The following is a 25,874-nucleotide window of genomic DNA, read 5'->3' on the forward strand; positions in this document are numbered from 1 at the left end:
TTTCTTCTCCTTTTTCCAGCATGAACACTCATTCATCAGCATTCATCTTCCAATCCTTTCAACGCGGCACGCGCACCTGCCAGAAGACCCGCAATTTCGTCATCTTCCGACAAAGGTACAACGGTTTCTTCCGGTGTATTTTCCGCCCAGCGCACAAGTTTTGTTAATAATTCCACATGCGATAAAGCCGCCTTACAGGCTGCGTGATGTGCGGCGAAACCCTTCGCATCCTCTGGTTCTTCAGCACTCGAAAAAGCTTCATAACTTGTTGTCGCACTTTGTATAAGATTGGGAAGCAAATCAGCGAGTAAACCGCGCACTTCTTCAATTGATGATGCTTTTTTTCGCCGTCGACGACGCCTTATGGGTTTTGGACTTTCCTCCATCCCTTTCTCCTCTCTTCAGCAAGGCTTGTCCGTCTCGCACAATAAATGTGCAAAACGGACCACCCCCCTATATCAAACAGATCCTATCGTTTTTAGGCCTCCGCCCAGATAAGCAGTTTCCAGTTTGCTGAGGTTAAAGTTTCACTACCACCGTTATCACGCCGAATAATCAAGATTGGCCCACCCCCACCAAAAACACCTGAAGTCGTACCAATTTTCGCATGGACATATGTTGCATCAGCACTGACAGCGACGTTGTGGTTATTACCACCAACGCCAATATTTTGGTTTGGAAAGTCAACTATCTCCCCCGCTAAATACCCTCGTTCCGCAAGAATACATTTCAGTTTCAAGCCATGTTTTTGAGGAATAACACCAAGACCATGTGCCCAATCAATAGCAGCACTTGCCGTTATCGTATATTCACCGGAAACTTGACGCTTCGTCGTCACAGGCGTAACCGATGGATCAAGTGCTGCGGCACCCACGGCGTTTGTAGCCAGCTTGGTGGACGTTACAGCACTTACACCAATCTTCGCGCTTGTAACGGCACCATCAACGATATGCGAGGAACTAATGCCCCGCGCCATTTCTGCAAGATTACGCCCACTCATTTATGCATCCTCTGCAATTGACCATTCAGGAACAGCCTTGATAGCTGCGTATAGGTCAGAACGCGTAACATCAGTAAAGCCAGATACATCAAGGCCTTTTAGTTCCAACGTCCCAAAAGGTTGGGCATTTTCAAACTCGGCAGATTTAGTCGATAGCTCGACTTCTTTACTCATCAAAGCAAAACGTGCTTGTTGCATAGCTGTTTGATCTTGTGCAGCCTGGGCATCGCCTAGCGCAGCGTGTAATACTTCATGTTCGGATTTAAGAGTATTTAATTCAGCCAATACCGTTTTGTATGTTTGACGGATAGTCGCATTTTTATAGGACTGAACAACACATGTAGCCGAACCGTGCTGATAATTAAGCGTCGTTCCAACAATACAATGATAAGCATTTTCCACTGCGATAGTCGGGGCAAGTTGAGAGGTAAGAATAAGTGCCATAATAGCGCTCCTTTTATTTAAGATATTGCGAGTTGAGTGATTGTTCCAGCGGCACCACGACAATAGAGGGCACCACCAGATGAATAGATGATGACTCCACCAGAATTGCTACTGGAGGGTGCAGACACTGCATTGTATAAATAAACAGACTTGTCACAACCAAAGGTAGCAACAGTTGCGTAAACGCCATTATATGACGCCCCTAAACGGAGGTTTGTCCCCCCCCCTAAACTATCAGGTCCAATATCTGCATAACCAGAGCTACCACCATAGGCGAGTTTTAGAAAGTTTGTGCTATTCCCTCCAGAAGCCGTATTCTCCACACGTATGGTACCATCCCCAAGAATTGTAGCGCCCGACACGCCAGTGCCACTTCTAAACACATGAGCACTCGCATCATGATATGCAGCACCAGGTGAGCGTTGCCAGTAATCACCACTGGTGTTTTTTGGTATAATAAACGCAGTTTCGTCTAGTGTACGAATAGCGGCATCATTGGCTGAGAGATACAGGCTCTTTTTATAGAAAGTATTACCATCTTCTTTGTAACGGACGTGTGGATTAACTAAATCATTACCCGCATAGGTGTGGAGTTCTGTGCCTACAGCGACACACCGCCAGTCAAAATCATTGGCACTGGGCCGTAACATTAAATAAGAGCCGTTACGTACTTCCGCAGAACTATAAAAAACGCTCGTGCCTGCGTCATCAATGCGAAAACGTTCTTCCAAAGACCCATTATCATTTTTTGTTTTAAAAGAAAGACCATTATAATAATGCGCATCAATAGAGGCACGAACATCACCTTGGCGTTTAAATGCAATACCTCCTGCTTCATTTACCGCACCGTTTGTGTTCTCAGCAACAAACGGATAATCTGTGCTTGAGGCCATTGATTTGGACGCTGTAACGCTATTAGCGTAGGCGCTTTGCCAGTATTTTGAGGCCGTCCCAAGTGAGCCTTCACCATTTGCACGAGGGACAATATTTTTTGTTGCCATGTTTAAAAATCTCCTTAAATCGGCTGGATGTCGCCGTTACTATCTAATTGGTAATGTTCAGAATGAAGCGGTGTCAGGGACGGCATCAAATCGCCGTTTCCGTCCATATTAAAGAACTCGCCGTTGGTAATATTGTTCACCGTATCTGCCATTTGTTGTACATAGGTCTGCATGTTGACTTTTTGAGCTGTACCTTCCGCTTGCACATTTGCGACTTGTACCGCTCCTTCGGCACCAATGGCGTCCATTTCTGGTGTGATACTAAAGGAGCCAAAAGCTCTAATCGTTATGACGTCACCTGCTGAAAGTGCCGCAAATCCAGTAATGCTTGCCCCATCAGCGGCCACATAATCCGTTCCCTCTTCCCAAAGGGCCCCATTCATATCGACCAGCACAACGCCTGGCGTATAAATTAACACTTTGGCATGATCATCCGGTCCATTGAGCGTTGTTTCCCCACCAACTGCCGTATATTTAAAAACGGAAAATGTATTCTGAGCTGCTGAAACAGCCTGATCCCGTGCTGAAAGGGTAAGATCACGCGCTGTCTCTGTAGAGACACGATCTGCTTGTGCAGAACTTGCACTGACTTGTGCAGCCGTTGCTGCTTGCATGGCAACCTCAGCATTTGCTTGAGCTTGTACAATATCCGCCACATTCGGTCCCGCGACCGGTGCTCCTTCCTCATCAAAGACCAAACATGCATGCGCCCGTTGCGCTTTTGATGGCAAAGTAAGCCCCACATCTCCATCTGTGGGATCCAGAGTGACAGAACGGACAATTTCATCCGCATTTTGTTGCGATAAAGCAACCAGGTAATCCAGTTCCTGATTGATGACAGCGGCATGAAAGGCACCGCCTTCTGCAAAATCACTCATGCGTTCGATCGTTAAATAACGCCGTAGCGTCACCACCGTATTTGCTGGCGGCGGAACGTCAAAAATAACACTCCCGCCTTCACTTTGGCCGGCACCGTTCACACTGTAGCCAGATAGTTGGCGTGCATCATCCAGATAGACTTCCATATCCGTTTCCTTAAAAATGGCAAACGGAAAAACGAAGGTGGACAAGATACCGTCACCCACCGCCTGTATGCGCGGGCGCACGTCTCCAATCACGATGTTTTCACTCATCGTGTTCTCCTCTTCTTCAATAAATGTAGGTAATTAAGCGTTTGCTGTAATTTCTTCGACCACAGACATCACGCTAAAAGGCAGTGGCGTGTCTTGTTCAATCCGCCATAACTTTTCAATACCGTTGGCCCGCCATCCCAACGCACGGACCGTGACATCCCCGGTAAACAATTGCGGTGCGCTATCTAAAACACCTTGCGGTCCAAACTGTTTAAACGGGACATCTTTTGGACCACGCCCGACATCCAGCTTCAAGGCTTGCGTGTCTTTCAAACGCAAGGTCAAGGCAACCAGCCTTAACCGACCACCTTGAGAGGCATGCCCTGTCAATTGCGGTGCAGGTGCCAAGGGTTCCAGCACATGTGTATATGCCAATCCGGCTTCCAGATTATGCACCGCACGTTTCAATATGATTTGGCCATTAACAACCTTGTCTTCACCAAGGACTGCACCATCAGCAACCAACAGAACCGTCTGTTCATTTAAATGATCTAACCCGGACCATACAAGTCCGCCATCATTATCAAAACCACTTAGTCCGGCATCTGTCGATAATTGATCATCAAAAATTTCAATCAGGTATGTCCCATTTCGTTCAACAAGAACATAAGCGTCCTGTCCAACAATACAGACATTTTTGAATTTCCCCTGCGTATCCAGAACGGACCATGCCGATATTTTTTCTGCACGGTAGACACTGAGTGCCCCCATCGTTCCATCATGCATCACCATATAGAACAAACGCCGATAACTATCGTAATCCTGATCTTGCGGATCGTTCATAATGTGTTTGCATAACATGGCCAAATCATTGGACTGATAAGATTGTTCCACATCCGCATAAAGGAATTCACGCAAATCCTGCCCGTCCCGACTCACAAACAACGTGGCACCATCCACGTTGCGAGGCGGGACATAGCGATTAACAGGTGAACCGACACGCGTTTGTCGTTTCAACTGAATGGTTTCCGGCGTTAAAGGATCACCGGAAACCATCCATTCCGCCCCAGACGTAAAGATTTGTAAATGCTTAGATGAAAACAACGCCCTTATCGCATTGACTTGATCTGATAAAATTGCAAATTCGATGGCTTCATCATCCAGACCTTCCCCTAAATCAAAATTAAACAAATCAGACGATTTAGACATCCACAGACGGTTGGGCAAATCACGCGTGCCACCGATCACCAGACGATCTTGATGAAAGACAACAGAGACCGGCCAGCCGTGAACCGCTGAAAACGATTGTTCCTCCCAATCTTTTGTCGCTTTTGTATCGACCAAACCGTCCTTTTCTTTCACTTCCGCCTCTGCTTGCGTCGGTGACGCGATCGACAAAATTTCAACTTCTTTTTTCGCCAATCGAATACGCGTGCCAACATGCCCGTCGACAAACACATCGGCACTGGCTGTCAGCGTCACAGTCCCTATTGTCGCACTCGCCTGCAAAGTAACATTATCTTCACTGAATTTATAATAGGGCTGCAAGATATGGCCGATTTCCTCATCCTCATAAAAAGACCAGTCTGTTAAAGACCAGTCTACATGAGAGGTACGTGTGATTTTGCGCGGCGAAACATCCGGGTGAACGACCAGCAAGGTATCGGCACTTTGCGTCCAGATCAGTTTAGACAGTTGCTCCTCTGTCCACGGTGTGTCGATATCCACATCTTTTATACCGTCTCGATAAACCGACATTTTCAAATGGGAAAAAACCAACAAGTAAATTTGATCAATGTTGAATTCAAACGCCACCAAACGCGAAGGACCGAAAGCTTGATCAACATGACGCAAGCCTGCACGCCGACGTAAACCGCCCGTGGGATAGATAATCAGGTTACGTACCTGTGCCATTCCGTTTTCATAGGCTTTCAAGTCCCCCCGCCCAATCAAATAAGGAGAGACTTCCCCGCCAGAAAAACTATTTTTCGAAATCCGTGTGCGTGCCATTTAATACCTCGCCCCAATCAATCCATTTAAATCAATTTGCTGCGGCGTTTGTTGTTGCGCATCAATATTGCGTGCCTTCATCAGATCTTTTTCACCAAAGCGTAATAACGCCTCTCCTCGTGAGGCACTTTCCGTCAGTGGTAAACAAAATTCTGCTGCCAAATGCGTAATGAGACACTGCGTGAAATAAGGCGGAAACTCCGTCGGTTCCGGTCGAAAAATATAAGTCAGAACGACATCTTCCATATCACAATGCAAACGTTTTTCCTGAATACGATAAGATGCGCCCCGCCCCAAATCACCGGTTCCAACCGATAGCGCACGCAGAAAATCAACGGGCAACTGATAGGCATATGAAAAATCGGCAATCGGTCGACTCGTCAAACGTGCCAATCGAGTTTGGGCGGTTGCGAAACTCCAGGGATAAGATGATAAAAGCGCATCGCGCACACCCGGATATAAATTTTGTGCAACTTCTGCTTCCGCCGAACCATCCTCGAAGGACGAAATTGTACGCGCCCCAATTTTCAATAAAGCACGCGAGCATAATCCAATTTTAGTCAGGGACATTCTGCCCTCCTTTTGTCTATCTATTATTGTTGTTGGCACAATTGAGAATCACGTTCACTGCGCGATAAGCCGCCCAAACACCAAGCGGGTTCTATCCAAGAGTGAACTTCGTCACTTTTTTATGCCATTCTTTAAAAAGTCACTTGCCCAACTTCGAAACTTATGATTCCCTCTACGGGAAAGTCTCGTAACTTTAACTTGATGCAATTTTTTTTACGGGTGTGATGGAGCATTCATGTTGGTTGACAACAGTGAAAACAATCGAAACAAACAACGTCAACAAATCACTCAATTCATCGGAAGTTTAAAAGATAGAACCGATGAACTGGATGGTTGGGCTAGGCATGCCGAAGCCGCCATGAGTGGCGAGGGTTTCAAAACGTATCTTGAATTTCGAGATCTTGTTGTTGAATGCGAAAGTTTCAACGAAGTTATCCAACGTCGACTGGAAAAATCCGAAAAAGAAGGAGGTAATCCCGACCTTCAATCCCAACTGGATGAATTGACGGCACGCCAACTCACACTTGCCATCCATGCCTCTTTAAAATTCTTGCGCTATATTGCAGAAAAGAACCTGCCGATCGGCTCTCGCGATGTGTTTATCCGTGAACTGAACGATTTGCACCGTATGAAAAAAAGCCTTGATAACGAACGCCTACAAGGAAAAGTCGATGAAGCGGCACTCGCCGATCAGCGCAAAGTTGAAGAAATTCTCAACGTTGTTATTGAAAAAGCCCCACAACTTTTCAGCTTCGACAATCTGGAAGACGAAGAAGAAGAAAAACCACAAGAATTCAAGCTGTAGGATATCCCCCTGCTCTGACAGGGGGATATCCGCCTCGGCCTTAATCGGTATTTGATGCACCAACCGCTGTAATATTGGCCAAATCAACACCGGCCCCTGTGCTGGATGCGACAAGGAAGATACCGGCAGCGGGGGTACCGTCCGTATCCACGTTTGCCATCACCATATCGCCAGTGCGCAACATATCGGCTGCCTCATTGAAATAAGTAGACGTATCCACATCACTTGCCACATCGGTCGTCGCATAATGCCAAAGCGTAAAGCCGTTAGAGTAGGCCAAAACGCTGAGATTTTTAGATTCAAAAGCCATTTAAATTTCCTTTTCAAAAAGAAAAGGCCCCGTATGCAAATCATACAGGGCCAAAGTTAGGTAAGGGAGCTCGAAACCGTTAAGCGGCTTCCAGACAACGCAGTGAAACAACACCGCTTGGATCAATCAAAGTAGAGCCTTGGCTCATCATGTTGTTGACGAAGTGAGCCGCACGATCACCATGCCAGGACACATCCGATTTGATATCCTGACCAATCGCATGACCAATCGCTGTTTTGTGATACCAGTAACAATAACGCGCCGTACCTGTTTTTGTCAGGCCGGAATGGGGCATCCATAAAGTCCCCAGCCATTTTTTAGCTTGCGTGCCTTTCCACGGCAGATCATCATCACCGACATAATCGGCCTTGGTAAATTCATCAATTTGCAGCAAATCCGACCATTGTTTCCAACCGACAATCGCATAACGATCACCATCATCGGGCACATCGGCCTCACCCATCATTTCAAAGGCTTCCAAAACTTTTGTTTTGGTCAACCCATCGGTGGCATCCCCGGCAAAATTGGTCGATTTATCCAATTCGTTGATAATCAGGTCATCGGTTTTACGACCCAGCGCGTAAGCACCGGCCTTGGACACCACCTGCAATTCGTTGATATTGGTCTTGATTTCATCCAGCTTGTCGATCCAATCACCAGCGTAGTAATCATAGAGCTTACATTCCACCGGTTCATGATCGATATTCATAATCGGCACCTTGCCATGACGGCCCTTGGTGCTGGCTGTCCCTTTGCCGATTTTCTGGAAAGTCGTTGTTGCCCCTTGAATATTATCCTTGGTTCGCACTGTATTGCGCAACTTGGATCCCATTTGCTGATATTGAAGGTGAACTTCGGCCACATAATGACCGATAAACGAATGTTCAATTGTTGTACTCATGACAACACTCCTGTTTGATTTTTTTGAAAAGTTTAAGTTACCCGTCACAAACGCGGTTATGGATCACATCCGCCGCCTTGCCGGACTGGTCGTACGGGCTGGGCTGGTAAATCAGGCCAGTTGTCCGTCGACAATTCTGTTTTGTGTTTAACCTGGATACAGACGACGAAAACCGTCACGCACCCGTTCCACAATTGCTGGATCACGATCACGCCAATATTTGGGATCGCGCATCAGTTTGCGCACATCTTGTTCACTATGCGCCCCATGATGATCATTGAATGCCCCCAAGGCAGGCTCGCCTTCCTGACGGTTCATCATGTCATACAGACTAAGAACACCATCATAGCTGGACGCCATTGCATTCAAGGCTTCGGGACCGAATTTTCGGCTCCCCCAAGCGTGCATTTGACGTGCTGTTTCCTGCCAACGATCTTCCCCACCAAATTTTTCACACAAGCGGTCTACCTGTTGTTGTCCATATAACTCGACAACGACCTCAGCCACCAGCGGTTCCAGGGCTTCATGCGCCAGATCATAAACAAGTTGAACCTGCTCATTGGTGAACCCAGCATTATGCAGGCGTTGGTTGACATGTTCATCCGATGTAAAAATATCGCTTTTGCATTCCACACAATATTCTGAATGATGGCCCGGTACCTGTCGATGCTGACCTGCACCCACTTTACGTTCCATCTCGCGATAAGATCGTGCAATCGCTTCAAGACGCGGTTCCCCACGTTGATCATCCCAGAATTTTTCCGGGAGGTAAGACGGACGTTGTTTGGACAATCCGTTCATTTCTTCTTTAAAATTAGACATTATTCACCTTTTGTTCTTGTTTTATTTACCAAGACGGCCTTGACGCACCAGCCCCATGATGTAGGAAACCAGATAACGTTGCCCTTCAAGGTGGCGCAAAATACCGTTATGGGCATTAGCACCCAACGAGCGCCCCAGCGTCATTTCCGCCAAATGCGTTAAGACGGCTTCTCCATCTTCGCCACGAAAACACCGGGCAAATCGGGCGGGTAAATCTTCGGAAATTTCTTTTTTTTCATCCGAGGTCATGGCATTTTCAAACCAATCCCAACCGGATTTATTGTGCGGTTGCATGACCTACCTCCTTCATCATTTCCTGTAATTGTTCAGGGTTTTGCATCAGGTTTTTGGCCATTTCACCGACTTGGCCCATATCCATCTCTTCCGGTAAGCCCATTGCACCTTGTGAAGCCGCCTGTTCTAGCTCTTCCTGAGTTTTCAAAATATCAGCAGGCACGCCGTAAGCCTTGGCTAGAAAACGGGCCGTTTTAATAGGATCAATTAACCCCATTGCCTGGGGTCCCAATGCACTTAAGGACTGCATCCATGCCAAGATATCCTGTGCTTCCTTGCGGGTTTGTTGACGGGCCAACGGGGATTTATATTGCAAATCCACATAACGACCATCAACGCGTACCGTTTCCACTTCCCCGCGACGTACTAAAATAGCCAGCGCACGCACCACAAGCGGGGTAAGCAATTCCGCCTGCAAGCGACCATACGTTGCCCCTAAAATACGTGCCATTTCCGCCGAACGTTCCAATACTTCGGTCGCGGTCATTTGTTTATTTTCAGTAGCACCCAGCTTATCTGCCAACAAAGCGTGACGGATACGTTTGCGCAATTCTTCCAATACGACTTGGGATAGATCGAAACTGCCGGGGCTTTGCAACGGTGTTAATCCGGCAGACCCCACCGCCTTTGGAATAATCGTTCCCGGAACCAGTTTGATCGTTGCCGGATTTAAAACCCCGTCATCGTCAGCTTGCCAAATACCGGTAACGGCAATTGACGCATTCTTTAATGCGAGTTCAACGACTTTATTTGCTGTCTTGATATCCGGTAGCGCCTTCATCACCGGAGATCGTCCATAACTTTCCCCCGGTGCTTTTAACCAGCGAAAACCAATAAAAGGGGAATGGGAGAAAACGCCTTTGCGTAACAGTGCTGGTTCCCCCACACCGCCATAACCATGTTCCAGAACCGCCATGTAATCAAACCGGGGACCGTTTTCAATCACGGCTTCGACCACAGCATAACGATGATCTTTGTCTGTTTCTGAGCGCGCAACCATATCAGCCGGAAAATTGCCTTCCGGGAAACGGGCCTGCAAATGCGCAAACGTCATTTCATTGCGACGGAAGGTATCGCTTAACAACCCGCTGATGCCTTCTTCCATCATTACTTGTGACAAAGGAACAGCCGTAAATCGAAAAGCAGAAACATCACCTGCCGGTGCCTCTTCAAACATCAAACAGGCGCTGCCGACGGTGACTAGATCCAAGAAACATTGGTGCATTTCAATTGAAAAATTGGATCTTTCGAAATGTGTCTGCAAAACCTTGGACGTTTTTTCCAAGCTTTGGTTCACATCATCCAGTTGTTCTTGTTCAACTTCTGGGCCAGCCGTTAAGCCAAACCAGCTGGCCCAGGGTGGTGTCAAATGGGCCAGCATACTGGCGGCCAATTGGTCCACTGCATCCGGCGCCGTCCCATCAAACAATTTGTCCGAACGTTTCTCCCCCGCAACTGCATGACTAAAAAAGCCACTACGCTGTGGCAAGGCAAAATCATAACATTCCTGCCAATGACTTTCCCAAACGCCACGTCTTTCCTTGGCTTTTTGATAACGCTCCAGCACCATTTTCGGTGTGAGTTCGCTCATATTAATCTCCTAACAACTGCTTGCCCTGCGTGGTAGCGGGATTACTTTGTTCCAGCCCACGCCACGACGTCTGGATCGTCCCCTGACGGCCTCGACGCCGCCGTTCCATATTTTTCAGACGTTCTGTACGCTCTGCTTCTGCCGGATCTTCCGGGGCCGGCGGTTCTGGTGGCAGGGCCGGTGGTTTTGGTGAAGAAAACATTCCACCCATTTGACAACTCCTTTATAAAATTGACCGGAAAACAAAAAACCGCCCAATGCATCAAGGCATGGGCGGTTTTTTCAAAGCTTGCTTAGGAGAAAAACACTCTGGTCACACTTCTCCTGTTGACTGAGAAAGAATATAGAACAAAACACACTCAAAGTCAATGATTATTTTCCTATATTTTAAGAAAAAAATAATCGCTAAAAGTCAAACCCAAGATTATGAGCAAAACGATTAACGATCTCGTCCGTATCTTGTGTCTTTGCCACCTGTTCAAAAGCCGCTTTTGTTTTGGGGCCGACAATCCCGTCATCTTTCAGGTTTGCGCCCAGATCATTTAACGTATCCTGCAAGGCCAAACCTTCGGGCTGAAATCCGTCTTTAGGTGATTTGGCACTTCCGATTAACGGAGAAAAGGTTGCACTTAACTCTTCTGCTAAATTCTGCGCACCGTTCATTTTGGCATCTTTCACCGTTTCTTTGACTTTGCCTAAAGCCAAGGCCTCAGCCACCTTCGGTGTCCCATTTTCCATCACAGCCTTTTTCATGGCTTGTGCTGTTTTGGGGCCGACAATACCATCTTCTTTTAAAATCGGTGTTTTGGCACTGGGCAAAGAGGATTGGTTCTTTTGACCGCTTAAGACATTTAACCCAGACTGCATCGCCCTGACAATACTGGCTTCATCAGGCATGATCGCTGGTTTAACCTGTCCCCCGCCTCCGGTACCTTCATTGGGAATTGCCCTCTCATTCGGTCGATAAGGCAGTATTCGATGAACGGGCCCCGAAGACGGCGGTATTTGTGTCACCAAATGCTCAAACGCGTCTAACAGTCCTTTACCATCTGGTGTTTTTGTTGGAACCGGATTTTTGCGGATGGGACGGATGGGCTTGGGCTGTTTCATCTTCCCTGTTTCATCATAGCCGATTTCCTGATCACCAAAGTGATGGGCAAACCATTCACGTTCACGATTGAACAGTTCTTTTTTGCGGGCTTCATCGTTGCTGTTCATACGTTCACGCATGATTTCGCGAAGCTCTGCCTCCGTCCAGTCTTTCGGGTCTTTATCCGCAATGGCGGACCCGCTTTCTTTCCAAAGTTGTTCCAAAATTTTATTGCGACGCGCTCTTTCATCTGCGCTAACTTGTGGTTCTATATTTGTCATAGTATCCTCTTGTTGATTACCTTGATGGGTTTTTCTGTCTCTCAGCGATAAACTTCTCTGTCCACCTTCCGAATTTGATAAACTGCGGGCAGAACTTTGATCCAACCATCGCCCCTTACCTTTTTGAACGGCGTAGCGTTCCGCTTGATCTTTACCCATTCCCTGTTCTTTCGCATCTCTCAAATCTCGACTAATATCTGGATAATCCCAATAATCAGGCGGTACTCCTTCATTCCAAAGGATTGCCCCAACTCGATTCATCCTTGCTTCATCAGAATTTGTTTTTCGAATTGGACCGAACATAGGAATATTCCCCGCAGTATCTTCACCGCCCCATGCTTCATCCAAAATAAAATCTACAGCTTCATTCAACGGGTGTTTCTTCACTCTCCCCTTCACCATATCAGCGACACGGTCTTTGAAAGTTTTTTTAGGCATTTTGAATTTCTCCTGATAAAAAAGTGTCAAATCCATTCATTTGAGTATGCAGTATCTTTTTTTTGATTGATCGGTATCGACATGCATTTTGTAGTTTTTGTATTAGGTTTTCTTCTTTTCACTCCCGCAACTTTTGCAAGTGAAAAAGAAGCAAATGCTGCTTTTGACGAAAAAAAATATGAATTGGCGCTCAAGCTTCATCTGGTAGAAGCAAACAAAGGCAATGCCTCATCTCAACACATACTAGGTCTCATGTATAGCGATGGCCTTGGCGCACCCCAAAACCCCCTAAAAGCCAAATATTGGTATGAGAAAGCAACCGAGCAAGACCATCACCTCTCCCTATTTAACTTAGGTGTTATGTATCTATATGGAGAACATATCCCCAAGGATCCGGGCAAGGCCCTTGCTTTATTCAATCGCGGATATGAATTAGGTTCACCCTATTGCTCTGAAGCATTGGCACGCATCTATATTTACGGGGAAGGTGGTATTCCAAAAGATATAGAAAAGGCAAAATCCTATCTCAAGTTTTCTGTTGAAAGAGGTATGCCAATTAGCTTGTATCTTTTTGCCCAGATGTATTTGCATGGCGTCGGCTATCCACAAAACGAATACCGGGCAACCCTTTTATTTGCTGAAGCGGCAAACGCGGGGCTTCAAAAGGCAAAAGATGAAATTAAGCGCATTGAAAGCAATGTAGGCATGCCTTTAGAGGTTTATCTCAAGAAAACCTATAACCACACCCAACCTTTAAAAAACATAAAAATATGCCCAACACCATCGGCCAGACGATACAAATGCACAATAACGTGGCAGGACTAAAGAAAAACCGGAGTGCTTGAAAAACACTCCGGTCACACTTCTCCTGTTGACTAAGACATAATACAGAACAAAACATAAACATTGTCAATCGTTTTTTTCCTTTTTAGAAAAATTCCTATACCTCGTTCTCTTTGGTTCTCATAGAAGATAAAACTGTTATTCTGTACTATCGTTTTAATCTCAACAAAAGTTGCCAAATCATTTCATAGTGCGCTTAATTACTTTTCCACTAGATAGGTTCGACAACATGCGCATAAGCTTTTTTCTTTTCTTTTTTATTTTTCTACAAAGCTTGCCAAGCCTTGGGGCATCTTCACAAGCAGATGATGCGTTCCACAAACGTGATTACGTACATGCCTTTACACTTTACGAACAAGCTGCTCTCAATGGGGAAGCCTCTGCCCAATTCATGCTAGGCATCCTCTACGAAAACGGTTGGGGAACCGGTAAAGATCCGAGAAAAGCATTAGATTGGTATATAAAAGCAGCCGAACAAGGTCACCCTGATTCGCTTTATAATCTTGGGGTTATGCACTTCTATGGCAACGGAATCCCTAAGGATAGAAATCAGGGCATTGCCTACTATGAAGAGGCTCTCACCGTTCAATCAAGCAAAGCCGCAGAAGCGTTAGGCCGAATGCATCTATATGGTGAAAACGGTAAAAAAGACCCCAAAAAAGCAAGCTTTTACCTGTGGATGGCAACCGAGTGGCGAAATACACAAAGCCTCTATTTGTTAGCTCATATGTATCTCAAAGGCATCGGTGTCAAACAAGATGAGTACGCAGGTATTCTCATACTTAATGAGGCTGCGAATAAAGGCGTTCAAAAAGCGCGCGACGACATCCAACGCTTCGAGCGAGATAACGCAAGCACTTTTCAGGATTATTTGAAGCGCAAATATAACCATACCGAACCACCTTATAGCTGGATGGAAAAATAATGCGATTTGGATTGGCAGGCCTTATTACTTTCTTCATTCTCCCCCTCTTTTCAATACTCTCTTTTGCAAGCGAAAAAGAAGCAAATGCTGCTTTTGACGAAAAAAAATATGAATTGGCGCTCAAGCTTCATCTGGCAGAGGCAAGCAAAGGCAATGCCTCCTCTCAATTTATGTTAGGCCGCATATACAACAATGGCCTTGGCACACCCAAAAACCCAATAAAAGCCAAACATTGGTATGAAAAAGCAGCCGAGCAGAATGATCGCCTTTCCCTCTTTAACTTAGGTGTCATGCATTTATACGGACAAGGTATCCCTAAAGATCCAGACAAAGCCCTCGCTTTGTTCACTCAAGGGCATGAGCTAGGTTCATCCTTTTGCTCTGAAGCATTGGCACGCATCTATATTTACGGGGAAGGCGGCATTCCAAAAGATATAGAAAAGGCAAAATTCTATCTTATGTTTGGCGTCGAAGAAGGGATGCCAATCAGCTTATATCTTTTTGCCCAGATGTATTTGCATGGTGTCGGCTATCCACAAAACGAATACCGAGCAGCCCTTTTATTTGCTGAATCAGCAAACGCGGGGCTTCAAAAGGCAAAAGATGAAATTAAGCGCATTGAAAGCAATGTGGGCATGCCGTTAGAGGCTTATCTCAAGAAAACCTATAACCACACCCAACCTTTAAAAAACATAAAAATATGCCCGACGCCATCGGCCAGACGATACAAATGCACAATAACGTGGCAGGACTAAAGAAAAACCGGAGCGTTTGAAAAACACTCCGGTCACACTTCTCCTGTTGACTGAGGCTATATGTAGCAAATATTCACACAGAAGTCAATATATTTTTTCCTATATCTTCACTTTTTGTTCTGTTTAAGTGTTTGAAAAGCTGCCACGGTGTAAGTACAAAACGATCCCGAATACCAAGAAGGCGTTTTACGACCTCCACGCAACTCATCGGGGCCAATGCAAACGGTTGACTTTTTTGTGATTGCGGCTCCACCGTTACCACTTGCATCCCCATATCGCGATACCAGCGGATTAAACCCGCCAACTCATATCCTTCTAAAATCTTGAGTGTAAAGTTATTGCTCAATGGATCGACCCAAATACACCCCCGATCCGTTTCCAAGATTAAAAAACAATGACGAAACCCCGGTTTCAGAAGTTTTAACCACCAGACGCCTGTATTATCACTGAACACCACCAAGGCTTTACTCATCATTTCTCTCCTCTTTACGAACGATCCCTTTTTTTTGTAAGGCGGCACCCAACCGTCCAAGTGCATCACGCCACAAAAACGCATCTTTTTGTTCTTCACGCATATATTCATCTGGTGGGGTCAGCTTTTCACCATAAGCCCCCAAGACCTGTAAGTGAGGATTCCCGATCAGACGCTGACGGTAGATATCCATCACCGCGCGATAAACATCATCCGGATCACAAGGACGTGGTGTTTCCACCATTCCGGCCACAAACCGCGCCCCATCCATACGCATTAATTGACAGCGTGAAAACCAAAACCAAGCCTCTTCACCATCGGTAAACGGGACCATTTCCACATCATGTGTCGGTGGCAAAACAATTCTTTTTGTTGAGGACATAAGCATACCTTCCAGCGTATGATAAAAACAGAACACAACGTGAACATTTATTTATCTTATTTTATTCCTGAGTCAACTAGAAATTTTGCATAAATTCCTATAGCATTCCTATTTTATTTCTAGGATAATACCTCCATGTTAAAACATGCAGACATATGGCGCGCCATTGACCGGCTTGCACACGAATACGGTTTGTCCGCATCAGGACTGGCAAAAAAGGCTGGCCTTGATCCAACCACGTTCAATAAAAGCAAACGCTTAACCCGCGAAGGCAAGTCCCGTTGGCCAAGTACGGAAAGTATCGCCAAAATACTGGAAGCAACTCATTGCGACCTATCCGAATTCATTGGGTATGTGAATGGAGAAGGCAGTAGAGGCGTTTTTCGAAATGTACCACTGATTGGGCTTGCACAGGCGGGTTCTAACGGTTTTTTTGATGATGCCGGCTACCCTACCGGCGGCAGCTGGGATGAAATCCCTTTTCCCGACATCCCGGATGCCAATGCCTATGCCCTTGAAATAACAGGAGCAAGCATGGAACCGGTATATCGTGATGGCGATATGGTTTTAGTTTCTCCCCAAGCCAACATTCGACGTGGAGATCGAGTTGTCGTTAAGACCCAAGAGGGCGAAGTCATGGCTAAACAATTGCGCCGCAGGTCAGCTCGTCGTATTGAATTACAATCCCTTAACCCCGAATATGAAGACAGATCCTTTGAAATGGACGAAATCATTTGGATCCATCGCATTATTTGGGCTTCTCAATAATTAATCATCATACAGCCCTTTACGAACACACCAAACCTAACTAGGTTTATCTTCCTAAATCACAAAGGAAGATATTATGGCTTGCTATGAAAACCGTTTCAACGGACCAATCCCTCGATTTCTAATCAAAGACCTGTTTTTAGAAAAAAGGTTGAAAAACACCCAACTCTATTGTGAACTGGTTAGAAATAAGTTTTGGCGGCAGAAGCATTCAAAAAGAACTTCAAATATTGAACTCCTGCCCCAACATATAAAGAACAAAACGGTTAGGGAGTAAACGATGGGGAATATTGGCAGCGGTCAAACGTGGACTTATGTTGACGGACAATGGTTTCAGGACAACCCAAAAATTATGGGACCACGCACACATGGTGTGTGGCTCTCATCCAGCGTCTTTGATGGTGCACGCGCCTTCAGTGGTGTGATCCCAGACTTGGAAGCCCATTGTGAGCGCGTGATACAATCTGCACGCATTCTTGGTATGGCCCCGATGTTAAGCACACAAGAAATAGTCGACCTTTCCTGGGAGGGCCTTGCTAAATTCCCACACGATAGCGAGCTTTATATCTGCCCAATGTTCTACGCAGAAACCGGCTTTATTGCACCTGACCCCGCAAGTACGCGCTTCACCCTGTCTATTTTCGATGCACCACTTCCCGAACCTACTGGTTTCAGTGCCTGTAAATCCAGTTTTCGCAGACCCGCACGCGATATGGCACCAACAGATGCTAAGGCATCGTGCCTATATCCCAATGTTGGACGTTGTGTAAACGAAGCCAACGAAAAAGGGTTCGACACAGCCGTGGTTTTAGACCCAATCGGTAACGTGGCTGAATTTGCCTATACTAATCTGTTCTATGTAAAGGATGGATGCCTATTTACCCCACAAGCAAACGGGACGTTTTTAAACGGGATCACACGCCAAAGAATTATAAAACTGGCAACAGACAATAAAATTGATGTCATTGAAAAAGCTGTTTCCTTTGATGAATTGTTTGAGGCAGACGAAATTTTCGGTACCGGCAATTATTTTAAAGTTGGTCCCCTAACTCGTCTGGAAGATCAAACATTCCCTATCGGCCCCTTGACGATGCATTTACGTGACCTCTATTTCAACTGGGCAAAAAAATAGCCGGACCCGAAGGTCCGGCAAGTCATATAACAGGGAGGTTTCACGTCTGGGAGACGTAGGACCAAAAACTTGGCCCAAACGGGGCGGGAACCCCAAAAATCCACAAATACTGCGTCGCAGCATTTTCTGTCTCTTATGTATCTTTTTTCACCTAAGCGCGCCAGTTCCTTTTCCTCAATGCAAGTATGCGTTTTCCGCATAGCCCTAATTTAAATTATTATAAGAATAGGTTTTTGCTGGAAGAATGGGGATTATGAAAAGCAAAAAAAAACCGGGTCACGAAGACCCGGCAAGTTTTAACAGGGAGGCTTCACGTCTGGGAGACGTAGGGTCGACCCGTAAAGGGGACCCTCACACTCAGGAAACCCTGAGGGGAAGAGACTTTGCTGCAACGCAACAAAGTCGATGAACCCTTTGTACCGTGTTGCAGCAATATAGACCATAGTTAAATAGGTAGACCAGCCATGCAACATCTGCATAGCCTGATCACTATTTATAATTTTACGGCTAATTTTCAACCGCTTGGTCAATATTTGTCTTAGATTGCCTGCGCCATTTTACGGACAATAAAATCACGAAACAGGGTAATTCTTTTCGAATTTCGTAATTCTTCGGGATAAACAAAGTAGGTATCAATCACAGGACCACGCAATTCAGGTAGAATCTCGACCAGATTCCCTACTTCCCGGCTCATATATTCCGGCAACGCCCCCAAGCCGATTCCACTTTGTACCGCACGATAAATTCCATAAACATTATTCACGCGCAAAGCGGCTGTTCTGCGTGTTCCGTCCGTGCGGCCTGCCGACAACAACCAATTTAAACCTTGAACCGGTTGTTTTACGTCATCGCCATAAACAATAATACGATGATTATCCAGATCTTTAGCCGTTTTTGGCATACCAAACTTCTTGAGATATTCCGGTGCGCCGTAAATATGATAAGGCATGCTCCATAAATGGCGCTGAATAAGATCCGGCTGCTTGGGTGCACTCATGCGAATCGCCACATCAGCTTCACGCATGGATAAATCCAGCTCATTGTCGGTTAAAACCACACTCACTTCAATATCAGGATATAATTCGAGAAATTCACGTAACTTAGGCGTTAGCCAAGTCGAACCGAATGCCACAGTCGTCGTGATTTTTAGTGTTCCTTGCGGCTTCTCCCGACTTTCCATCAGTTGACTTTCAACCATTGCCAACTTGGCAAAGACATCATGCGCCGTTTTATAGAGCATTTCGCCCTGTTCTGTCAGGATCAAGCCACGCGCATGCCTGTGAAAGAGGCTTACTTGCAAACTTTCTTCCAATGCACTGATTTGTCGGCTGACTGCCGATTGACTGAGATTTAAATTTTCCCCAGCGTGTGTAAAACTGCCTGCTTCTGCAACAGCATGGAACACACGTAATTTATCCCAATGCATTCAATTTTCCATTCTTTCTGCGCATAGTCGCCATGCATATATAGCATAGATAAGTAAGGCGAAAGGAAAAAACATCCTTTCGCCTCGCAAAAATTCAAATACTGGAAAAAACAGGTGAATTAGCCTTCTTGCTCACCGAGAAAGCGTTCTGCTTCCAAAGCAGCCATGCAGCCTGTTCCTGCTGCTGTTACCGCCTGCTGATACACTTTGTCCTGTACGTCGCCAGCTGCATAAACACCTGCAATGCTCGTCTGTGTGCTATCGGATTTAGTGACAATATAGTTTTCATCATCCATTTCCAATTGCCCTTGGAAAAGCGATGTATTCGGATCATGCCCAATCGCGATAAAGGTACCATGCACCGGAATAATTTTCGTTTCATCCGTCTTAACGTTCTTAACTTTAACGCCTGTTACCCCGAATGGATCCTCTTCACCGACGATTTCATCCAAAACACTATCCCAGACCATTTCGACTTTTTCATGCTTCAGCAATCGGTCTTGCAAGATCTTTTCAGCACGTAATTCGTCCCGACGGTGAATCAAATAGACCTTGGACGCAAAATTCGTCAGATATAAGGCTTCTTCCACAGCTGTATTACCGCCACCAACAACAGCGACTTCTTTTCCACGATAAAAGAAACCATCACAGGTCGCACAGGCAGAAACACCAAAACCTTGATATTTTTGTTCCGATTCTAGTCCCAGCCAACGTGCCGAAGCGCCTGTGCAAATGACCAATGAGTCCCCAGAATAAACCGTACCGGAATCTCCTGTTAATTTAAACGGACGAGACGAAAGATCCGCTTCAATGATGGTATCGTCAAACATAACTGTACCAACATTTTCAGCCTGCGTATGAAACTGGTCCATCAACCAAGGCCCCTGAACGGGGTCGGCAAACCCGGGATAGTTTTCAACATCCGTTGTAATGGTCAATTGACCACCCGGCTGCAAACCTTTAACCAGAATCGGTTTCAAGTTGGCGCGTGCTGCGTAAATGGCAGCGGTATAACCGGCAGGGCCGGAACCGAGGATCAAGACTTTTGAATGATGATGTTCGGACATGAAAATGTATCCTTGTATTAACTGTCAGCTGATTGAGGACGATAATCTATGCACCTTGCCGCAAATGCGCAAGTCGGAAGAAAAAAGGGAAGCCGGAGCCCCCCTTTCTTTCATATTTACTAAGGGATATAAGCCTTAGAGATTGTCTGCGTTATCTGCCAGATAAGCTGCAACACCATCCGGTGTCGCTGTCATGCCAGAATCGCCCTTGTTCCAGCCTGCCGGGCAAACTTCGCCATGTTCTTCGTGGAACATCAGCGCATCCAGTGTACGCAATGTCTCATCAACATTACGGCCCAATGGCAAATCGTTCACCAATTGGTGACGGACAACGCCGTTTTTATCGATAATGAATGTACCACGGAAAGCAATGCCCGGACCGGTTTTTACACCGTAAGCTGTTACGATATCCTTTGTAATATCAGCAACCATCGGGAACTGCACCTGACCCAAACCACCTTCATTTACCGGTGTATTTTTCCACGCAAGGTGTGTGAAGTGCGAATCGATAGAACAAGCAATCACTTTTGCGCCACGTTCTTCAAATGCTTTAACGCGGTGATCAAAAGCAATGATTTCAGAAGGACATACGAACGTGAAGTCCAACGGATAGAAGAACAGAACGCCATAGGAGCCGTCCAGGTAGGATTTGAGGTTAAATTCACCGTCAATGGAGTTGTCGCCCATTACGGCCGGTGCTGTAAAATCGGGGGCTTCTTGACCTACGAGAACTTGAGACATCATCTCTTCCTTTTTTAGAATGATTCAAAACAGAATATAGATTACATATCCTCAACTCAGTTTGCAAGAGCCGAGTGAAGTGCTGTAAGTATAGGTACTGTAACGTCTTTTATATTTTTCAGCTAATTAAAATATAACAGTGATGCCTTCAAAACCAATAACAAAGCGAAATGTTTTTTCTAAAGTACGTCCTAAACCGTCAAAACCGCATTCTTTTTTTTTACGTTAATAGAAAAAAAGCTCTTCCAAAAGAAATTTTATTTCCTATTTTGACGAAGCTTTGCTTGGCTTCATCGTCGGATCATTGTAATATCATTGCGTCAAACATGGTGTTTTTGGAGTAGAATTATTATGCAAAAGGTCAAACTTGACCGAATCGATAAACGTATTCTTGCAGATCTGCAAGAAGACGGTCGCATGACGAACGTTGAACTGGCTCGCCGTGCTGGCATATCGGCTCCGCCCTGCTTACGCCGTGTGCGTGCTTTGGAAGAAGCAGGTTTCGTACGGGGCTATCATGCCGACCTCGACCCTGCGGCACTGGGGTTTAATGTTACAGTCTTCGCTCATGTCGGCTTGAACAGTCAGGCTGAAGTTGACCTGAAAGCATTTGAAGACCTCGTTCAAAGATGGCCAGAGGTTCGCGAATGTCATATGTTAGCAGGTGAAACCGACTTCTTGCTGAAAATTGTTGAGAAAGACTGGGATTCGTACCAACACTTCCTGACAAAGCATCTGACTGCTGCACCAAACGTGGCCCATGTAAAATCGGCCATGACCATTCGCAGTGCAAAAAACATTCCCGGTGTTCCGATCAAGGTTGACGGACCAGAACCGGACGAAGAATAGACCAAAACAAAAAGGGCCGCCCGAAGGTGGCCCTTTCGTCTTTGGGAAAGTCTGTCGTTACTTATATTCGACTTCAATAATTTCGTATGATTTCGTACCACCCGGGGTGCGAACTTCCACACTATCGCCCAGTGATTTCCCTATCAGACCACGCGCCAGCGGCGAACTGACCGAGATTTTACCTTTCTCTAAATCAGCTTCATGCTGACCAACAATCTGATATGTGGTCTCTTCATCGGTTTCTTCATCAACAACCATCACCGTTGCGCCAAAACGCACCACATCACCTGATAGTTGGCTGGTATCAATGACTTCAGCGACGCTGATTACAGCTTCCAATTCTTTAATCCGGCCTTCGATAAAGCCCTGTTTTTCACGAGCGGCGTGATATTCGGCATTTTCCGAAAGGTCACCATGCTCGCGCGCTTCCGCAATCGCCGCAATAACAGCCGGGCGTTCAACCGATTTCAGGTTCTTCAATTCTATTTCAAGCTGAGCATATCCCTCAGCCGTCATGGGTATCCGGTCCATTGTCTTTTCCCAAAAACAAACAACAAAAATACGACACGCCCCCAGTCCACTGGAGGCGTGGCGTTAAAATCTCATCCTTCCTAAATCAGAAGGAGTTGTCAAAATACGACTGAAGCGATCTAACTTCAAGTACTTCTGCACGCAAAGCATCAATCGCTTCACTTGCCGCATAAGCACCCGCCATTGTCGTATAGTACGGAATGCCTTGCGTTAATGTCTCACGACGAATGGAATAACTGTCCTCAATCGCTTGAACCCCTTCGGTCGTATTGATGACCAATTGGATTTCATCATTCTTGATGGCATCCACACAATGGGGGCGACCTTCGATCACTTTATTGACTTGTTTTGTCGAAATCCCTTTGCTTTCCAGGAACTTAGATGTTCCCTCAGTTGCCAGAATGCTAAAGCCCATATCAACAAGTTTTTGCGCAATCGGGGCAATTTTTTCTTTGTCACGTTCTTTCACTGAAATAAAGGCACAGCCTTCTGTCGGCAAATGCGACCCGGCCCCCATTTGTGATTTCAAAAAGGCGGTCGGGAAATCTTTATCCAACCCCATGACCTCGCCTGTGGATTTCATTTCCGGGCCCAACAGGACGTCAACGCCGGGGAATCGGGCAAACGGGAAAACCGCTTCCTTCACCGCGACATGGTCCAGTTTCGGCATCTGCCCCTCTAAACCAAAGTCAGATAATTTTTCACCTGCCATGACACGCGCGCCGATTTTAGCCACCGCAACCCCTGTTGCCTTGGCCACAAACGGTACAGTCCGGGACGCGCGTGGGTTTACCTCAATGATATAGATAACATCTTCTTTCACCGCAAATTGTACGTTCATCAAACCGATGACCTTCAAGGCTTTTGCCAGCGCAACAGCCTGATCTTTCAACTCGCCGATAATCTTGTCGCTCAAAGAATAAGGCGGCAGCGAACAAGCCGAGTCACCGGAGTGAATACCCGCTTCCTCAATATGTTGCATAATCCCGGCGATATAAACGTTGCCGTCACAATCCCCGATCGCATCCACATCCACCTCGATCGCGTCTTGTAAGAAGCTGTCCAGCAAAACCGGGCTATCTCCAGAGACTTTCACCGCGTCTTTCATATAACGCTTCAGACGGTCCATAGAATGAACGATTTCCATCGCCCGACCACCCAAAACATAAGACGGACGAATAACCAACGGGAAGCCGATGCTTTCGGCAACTTTCAGGGCTTCTTCTTCAGATCGGGCCAATCCGTTTGACGGTTGTTTCAGCCCCAGCTCTGCCAATAATTGTTGGAAACGCTCACGGTCTTCTGCCAAATCAATGGCATCCACACTTGTTCCCAAAATCGGAATATCTGCCTTTTCCAGCGCATTCGCCAACTTCAAAGGCGTTTGTCCGCCATACTGAACAATAACCCCTTTAACCGTGCCATTGCCTTGTTCAACACGGATCAGTTCAATCACATCTTCTTCTGTCAGCGGTTCAAAATACAAACGATCGGATGTATCGTAATCGGTGGAAACCGTTTCCGGGTTACAGTTAACCATGATGGTCTCATAACCCGCCTCTTTCAAGGCATAGGATGCATGAACGCAGCAGTAATCAAATTCAATCCCCTGCCCGATCCGGTTTGGACCACCGCCAAGGATGACGATTTTTTCACGGTTTGATGGTTCAGATTCACATTCCGGTACACTCACCCCATCGCCTTCATAAGCCGAATACATATAAGAGGTCTTGGACGGGAATTCTGCCGCACAAGTATCAACGCGTTTATAAGTCGGGTGAATATTCAGAACATGACGGCGATAGCTCACAACTTTTATGTCACGTCCGGTCAATTCAGAAATCCGTTTGTCTGAGAAACCCATCTTTTTGTAACGCTGTAAATCATCTGCTGAACGCGGCAAACCTTTCAAGGAAAGCTCTTCTTCCGCCTTGATCAAGTCTTGGATTTGGCGCAGGAACCACGGCTCATACTTACAAGCTGCCTGAATTTCTTCCATACTCAGGCCATGACGGAAAGCTTGCGCAATCACCAGCAAACGATCAGATCGCGGTTTTTGCAAGTCGCGGATCACGGCCAGTTTACCGTCCGGCCCATCGGCCCCTTCGATTTCCACTTCGTTCAAACCGGTTAAGCCGGTTTCCATAGAGCGCAGGCCTTTTTGCAATGATTCCTGGAATGTACGACCAATTGACATGGCCTCACCGACAGATTTCATTGCTGTCGACAGGCTATCATCGGTGCCGGGGAATTTTTCAAATGTGAAACGCGGGATTTTGGTGACAACATAATCAATGCTCGGCTCAAATGAAGCTGGTGTGCAGCCTGTAATATCGTTATCCAGCTCATCCAGCGTATAGCCCACCGCCAGCTTGGCAGCGATTTTTGCAATCGGGAAACCTGTTGCTTTCGACGCCAGCGCAGACGAACGCGACACACGCGGGTTCATTTCAATAACGATCATACGACCGTCTTTCGGGTTAACGGTAAACTGAACGTTTGACCCGCCGGTATCCACACCGATTTCACGCAGAACAGCCAACGAGGCATTCCGCATAATCTGATATTCTTTATCCGTCAGCGTCATCGCCGGGGCAACTGTGATAGAATCGCCAGTATGAACACCCATCGGATCGACGTTTTCGATCGAACAGATAATGATGCAGTTGTCGTTCTTGTCACGAACTACTTCCATCTCATATTCTTTCCAGCCCAAAAGCGATTCTTCCACCAAGACTTCAGACGTCGGTGAAGCCGCCAGACCGCTGGCAACAATTTGTTCGAACTCTTCTTTATTATAGGCCACACCACCACCGGTTCCACCCAATGTGAAAGACGGTCGAATGATCACAGGCAGACCGATTTCTTTCAGGGCTTCATTGGCTTCAGCGCGTGTATGGCACACAAATGAACGGGCATTTTCCAGACCGATTTTTTCCATTGCCGTACGGAAACGTTCGCGGTTTTCCGCCTTGTCAATCGCATCTGCTGTCGCCCCGATCATCTCGATCCCAAGACGTTCTAACGTTCCGTTATCATAAAGGGCAAGGGCCGTATTCAACGCCGTTTGTCCACCCATTGTCGGCAACAAGGCATCCGGTTTTTCTTTTTCAAGGATTTTGGCAACCACATCCGGTGTAATCGGTTCAATGTAGGTTGCGTCCGCCATGCTCGGGTCGGTCATAATGGTTGCCGGGTTGGAGTTCACCAAAATCACCCGGTAGCCTTCCTCACGCAACGCTTTACAGGCTTGTGCACCTGAATAGTCAAATTCACAAGCTTGCCCGATCACAATGGGACCGGCACCAATAATCATAATCGATTTAATATCTGTACGTTTTGGCATGACTAAC

The 25,874-nt window shown here is 46.3% G+C and carries 29 protein-coding genes; 8 read left to right on the forward strand and 21 right to left on the reverse strand.

Going from position 1 to position 25,874, the window contains the following annotated elements; all coding sequences use genetic code 11:
• Positions 1-35 precede the first annotated feature (35 nt).
• The 7 genes from ACI0FF_RS15150 to ACI0FF_RS15180 all read right to left on the reverse strand — a co-directional run bounded on the left by ACI0FF_RS15150 (position 36) and on the right by ACI0FF_RS15180 (position 6,098).
• Positions 36-386 carry a hypothetical protein gene (locus ACI0FF_RS15150; protein WP_419797619.1) on the reverse strand — a complete coding sequence of 117 codons (351 nt, stop codon included), beginning with the start codon at positions 384-386 and terminating at the stop codon, positions 36-38.
• 92 nt (positions 387-478) lie between these two features.
• The gene (locus tag ACI0FF_RS15155; RefSeq protein WP_419797620.1) at positions 479-1,000 is read right to left on the reverse strand and encodes a hypothetical protein; all 522 of its coding nucleotides are present in this window, start codon (positions 998-1,000) and stop codon (positions 479-481) included.
• Complete coding sequence (locus ACI0FF_RS15160) at positions 1,001-1,444, reverse strand: hypothetical protein (RefSeq protein WP_419797621.1); 444 nt, start codon at positions 1,442-1,444, stop codon at positions 1,001-1,003.
• 17 nt (positions 1,445-1,461) lie between these two features.
• Complete coding sequence (locus ACI0FF_RS15165; protein WP_419797622.1) at positions 1,462-2,445, reverse strand: hypothetical protein; 984 nt, start codon at positions 2,443-2,445, stop codon at positions 1,462-1,464.
• Between the two features lie 14 nt (positions 2,446-2,459).
• Entirely contained in the window at positions 2,460-3,578 is a 1,119-nt protein-coding gene (locus ACI0FF_RS15170) for a hypothetical protein (RefSeq protein WP_419797623.1), read from the reverse strand.
• Positions 3,579-3,611: 33 nt separating this feature from the next.
• On the reverse strand, positions 3,612-5,528 hold the full coding sequence (locus ACI0FF_RS15175) for a hypothetical protein (protein ID WP_419797624.1): 1,917 nt from the start codon (positions 5,526-5,528) through the stop codon (positions 3,612-3,614).
• Positions 5,529-6,098 carry a hypothetical protein gene (locus ACI0FF_RS15180; protein ID WP_419797625.1) on the reverse strand — a complete coding sequence of 190 codons (570 nt, stop codon included), beginning with the start codon at positions 6,096-6,098 and terminating at the stop codon, positions 5,529-5,531.
• A 235-nt stretch (positions 6,099-6,333) separates the two neighbouring features.
• On the opposite strand from ACI0FF_RS15180, the gene ACI0FF_RS15185 reads away from it, so the two are divergent.
• Positions 6,334-6,903: a hypothetical protein gene (locus ACI0FF_RS15185; protein ID WP_419797626.1), complete on the forward strand. Its 570-nt coding sequence runs from the start codon at positions 6,334-6,336 to the stop codon at positions 6,901-6,903.
• 40 nt (positions 6,904-6,943) lie between these two features.
• Here ACI0FF_RS15185 and ACI0FF_RS15190 read toward each other — a convergent pair whose 3' ends face one another.
• Both ACI0FF_RS15190 and ACI0FF_RS15195 read right to left on the reverse strand, forming a co-directional pair.
• Complete coding sequence (locus ACI0FF_RS15190) at positions 6,944-7,213, reverse strand: hypothetical protein (RefSeq protein WP_419797627.1); 270 nt, start codon at positions 7,211-7,213, stop codon at positions 6,944-6,946.
• Between the two features lie 79 nt (positions 7,214-7,292).
• On the reverse strand, positions 7,293-8,114 hold the full coding sequence (locus ACI0FF_RS15195) for a phage capsid protein (RefSeq protein ID WP_419797628.1): 822 nt from the start codon (positions 8,112-8,114) through the stop codon (positions 7,293-7,295).
• Here ACI0FF_RS15195 and ACI0FF_RS15200 point away from each other — a divergent pair.
• A complete protein-coding gene (locus tag ACI0FF_RS15200; RefSeq protein WP_419797629.1) occupies positions 8,113-8,265 on the forward strand; it encodes a hypothetical protein in 153 nt (50 codons plus the stop codon). The two genes, ACI0FF_RS15195 and ACI0FF_RS15200, sit on opposite strands and share 2 nt — an antisense overlap.
• Here ACI0FF_RS15200 and ACI0FF_RS15205 read toward each other — a convergent pair.
• From ACI0FF_RS15205 to ACI0FF_RS15225, 5 genes are all read right to left on the reverse strand, one after another.
• A complete protein-coding gene (locus ACI0FF_RS15205; RefSeq protein ID WP_419797630.1) occupies positions 8,262-8,936 on the reverse strand; it encodes a capsid assembly protein in 675 nt (224 codons plus the stop codon). The genes ACI0FF_RS15200 and ACI0FF_RS15205 overlap by 4 nt on opposite strands.
• 21 nt (positions 8,937-8,957) lie before the next feature.
• Complete coding sequence (locus tag ACI0FF_RS15210; RefSeq protein ID WP_419797631.1) at positions 8,958-9,230, reverse strand: hypothetical protein; 273 nt, start codon at positions 9,228-9,230, stop codon at positions 8,958-8,960.
• Positions 9,214-10,821, reverse strand: coding sequence for a portal protein (locus tag ACI0FF_RS15215; protein WP_419797632.1), 1,608 nt, complete (start codon positions 10,819-10,821; stop codon positions 9,214-9,216). Before ACI0FF_RS15215 ends, ACI0FF_RS15210 begins: the two co-directional genes overlap by 17 nt.
• 1 nt (position 10,822) lies before the next feature.
• Positions 10,823-11,032, reverse strand: a complete 210-nt coding sequence (locus ACI0FF_RS15220; RefSeq protein ID WP_419797633.1) for a hypothetical protein — start codon at positions 11,030-11,032, stop codon at positions 10,823-10,825.
• A gap of 194 nt (positions 11,033-11,226) precedes the next feature.
• Positions 11,227-12,630, reverse strand: a complete 1,404-nt coding sequence (locus ACI0FF_RS15225; protein ID WP_419797634.1) for a hypothetical protein — start codon at positions 12,628-12,630, stop codon at positions 11,227-11,229.
• Positions 12,631-12,711: 81 nt separating this feature from the next.
• Between ACI0FF_RS15225 and ACI0FF_RS15230 the strand changes: the two genes are divergently transcribed.
• From ACI0FF_RS15230 to ACI0FF_RS15240, 3 genes are all read left to right on the forward strand, one after another.
• On the forward strand, positions 12,712-13,455 hold the full coding sequence (locus ACI0FF_RS15230; RefSeq protein ID WP_419797635.1) for a tetratricopeptide repeat protein: 744 nt from the start codon (positions 12,712-12,714) through the stop codon (positions 13,453-13,455).
• Between the two features lie 247 nt (positions 13,456-13,702).
• The gene (locus ACI0FF_RS15235; protein WP_419797636.1) at positions 13,703-14,398 is read left to right on the forward strand and encodes a tetratricopeptide repeat protein; all 696 of its coding nucleotides are present in this window, start codon (positions 13,703-13,705) and stop codon (positions 14,396-14,398) included.
• Positions 14,398-15,153 (forward strand): tetratricopeptide repeat protein, encoded by a 756-nt coding sequence (locus ACI0FF_RS15240; RefSeq protein WP_419797637.1) that lies wholly within the window; start codon positions 14,398-14,400, stop codon positions 15,151-15,153. The genes ACI0FF_RS15235 and ACI0FF_RS15240 overlap by 1 nt, the downstream gene beginning before the upstream one ends.
• Positions 15,154-15,226: 73 nt before the next feature.
• On the opposite strand, the gene ACI0FF_RS15245 is transcribed toward ACI0FF_RS15240, so the two are convergent.
• Positions 15,227-15,625 carry a hypothetical protein gene (locus ACI0FF_RS15245; RefSeq protein ID WP_419797638.1) on the reverse strand — a complete coding sequence of 133 codons (399 nt, stop codon included), beginning with the start codon at positions 15,623-15,625 and terminating at the stop codon, positions 15,227-15,229.
• The gene (locus tag ACI0FF_RS15250) at positions 15,618-16,007 is read right to left on the reverse strand and encodes a hypothetical protein (protein ID WP_419797639.1); all 390 of its coding nucleotides are present in this window, start codon (positions 16,005-16,007) and stop codon (positions 15,618-15,620) included. The genes ACI0FF_RS15245 and ACI0FF_RS15250 overlap by 8 nt, the downstream gene beginning before the upstream one ends.
• A gap of 135 nt (positions 16,008-16,142) precedes the next feature.
• On the opposite strand from ACI0FF_RS15250, the gene ACI0FF_RS15255 reads away from it, so the two are divergent.
• Both ACI0FF_RS15255 and ACI0FF_RS15260 read left to right on the forward strand, forming a co-directional pair.
• Positions 16,143-16,775: a S24 family peptidase gene (locus ACI0FF_RS15255; RefSeq protein WP_419797640.1), complete on the forward strand. Its 633-nt coding sequence runs from the start codon at positions 16,143-16,145 to the stop codon at positions 16,773-16,775.
• A 280-nt stretch (positions 16,776-17,055) separates the two neighbouring features.
• On the forward strand, positions 17,056-17,907 hold the full coding sequence (locus ACI0FF_RS15260) for a branched-chain amino acid aminotransferase (protein ID WP_419797641.1): 852 nt from the start codon (positions 17,056-17,058) through the stop codon (positions 17,905-17,907).
• Between the two features lie 538 nt (positions 17,908-18,445).
• Here ACI0FF_RS15260 and ACI0FF_RS15265 read toward each other — a convergent pair.
• From ACI0FF_RS15265 to ACI0FF_RS15275, 3 genes are all read right to left on the reverse strand, one after another.
• Positions 18,446-19,333, reverse strand: coding sequence for a LysR family transcriptional regulator (locus ACI0FF_RS15265; RefSeq protein ID WP_419797642.1), 888 nt, complete (start codon positions 19,331-19,333; stop codon positions 18,446-18,448).
• Positions 19,334-19,452: 119 nt separating this feature from the next.
• Positions 19,453-20,400: a thioredoxin-disulfide reductase gene (gene trxB, locus ACI0FF_RS15270; RefSeq protein ID WP_419797643.1), complete on the reverse strand. Its 948-nt coding sequence runs from the start codon at positions 20,398-20,400 to the stop codon at positions 19,453-19,455.
• Positions 20,401-20,535: 135 nt separating this feature from the next.
• Positions 20,536-21,141, reverse strand: coding sequence for a peroxiredoxin (locus ACI0FF_RS15275; RefSeq protein ID WP_188666126.1), 606 nt, complete (start codon positions 21,139-21,141; stop codon positions 20,536-20,538).
• A gap of 351 nt (positions 21,142-21,492) precedes the next feature.
• On the opposite strand from ACI0FF_RS15275, the gene ACI0FF_RS15280 reads away from it, so the two are divergent.
• Positions 21,493-21,990: an Lrp/AsnC family transcriptional regulator gene (locus ACI0FF_RS15280; RefSeq protein WP_419797644.1), complete on the forward strand. Its 498-nt coding sequence runs from the start codon at positions 21,493-21,495 to the stop codon at positions 21,988-21,990.
• A gap of 57 nt (positions 21,991-22,047) precedes the next feature.
• Here the strand turns inward: ACI0FF_RS15280 and greA are convergent, their stop codons facing one another.
• Both greA and carB read right to left on the reverse strand, forming a co-directional pair.
• Entirely contained in the window at positions 22,048-22,521 is a 474-nt protein-coding gene (gene greA / locus ACI0FF_RS15285; RefSeq protein WP_419797645.1) for a transcription elongation factor GreA, read from the reverse strand.
• Between the two features lie 85 nt (positions 22,522-22,606).
• Positions 22,607-25,867 carry a carbamoyl-phosphate synthase large subunit gene (carB, locus tag ACI0FF_RS15290; protein WP_419797646.1) on the reverse strand — a complete coding sequence of 1,087 codons (3,261 nt, stop codon included), beginning with the start codon at positions 25,865-25,867 and terminating at the stop codon, positions 22,607-22,609.
• Between the last annotated feature and the right edge of the window lie 7 nt (positions 25,868-25,874).

It is taken from the genome of Terasakiella sp. 4MB5A, assembly GCF_050058155.1.
Classification (GTDB): domain Bacteria; phylum Pseudomonadota; class Alphaproteobacteria; order Rhodospirillales; family Terasakiellaceae; genus Terasakiella; species Terasakiella halodenitrificans.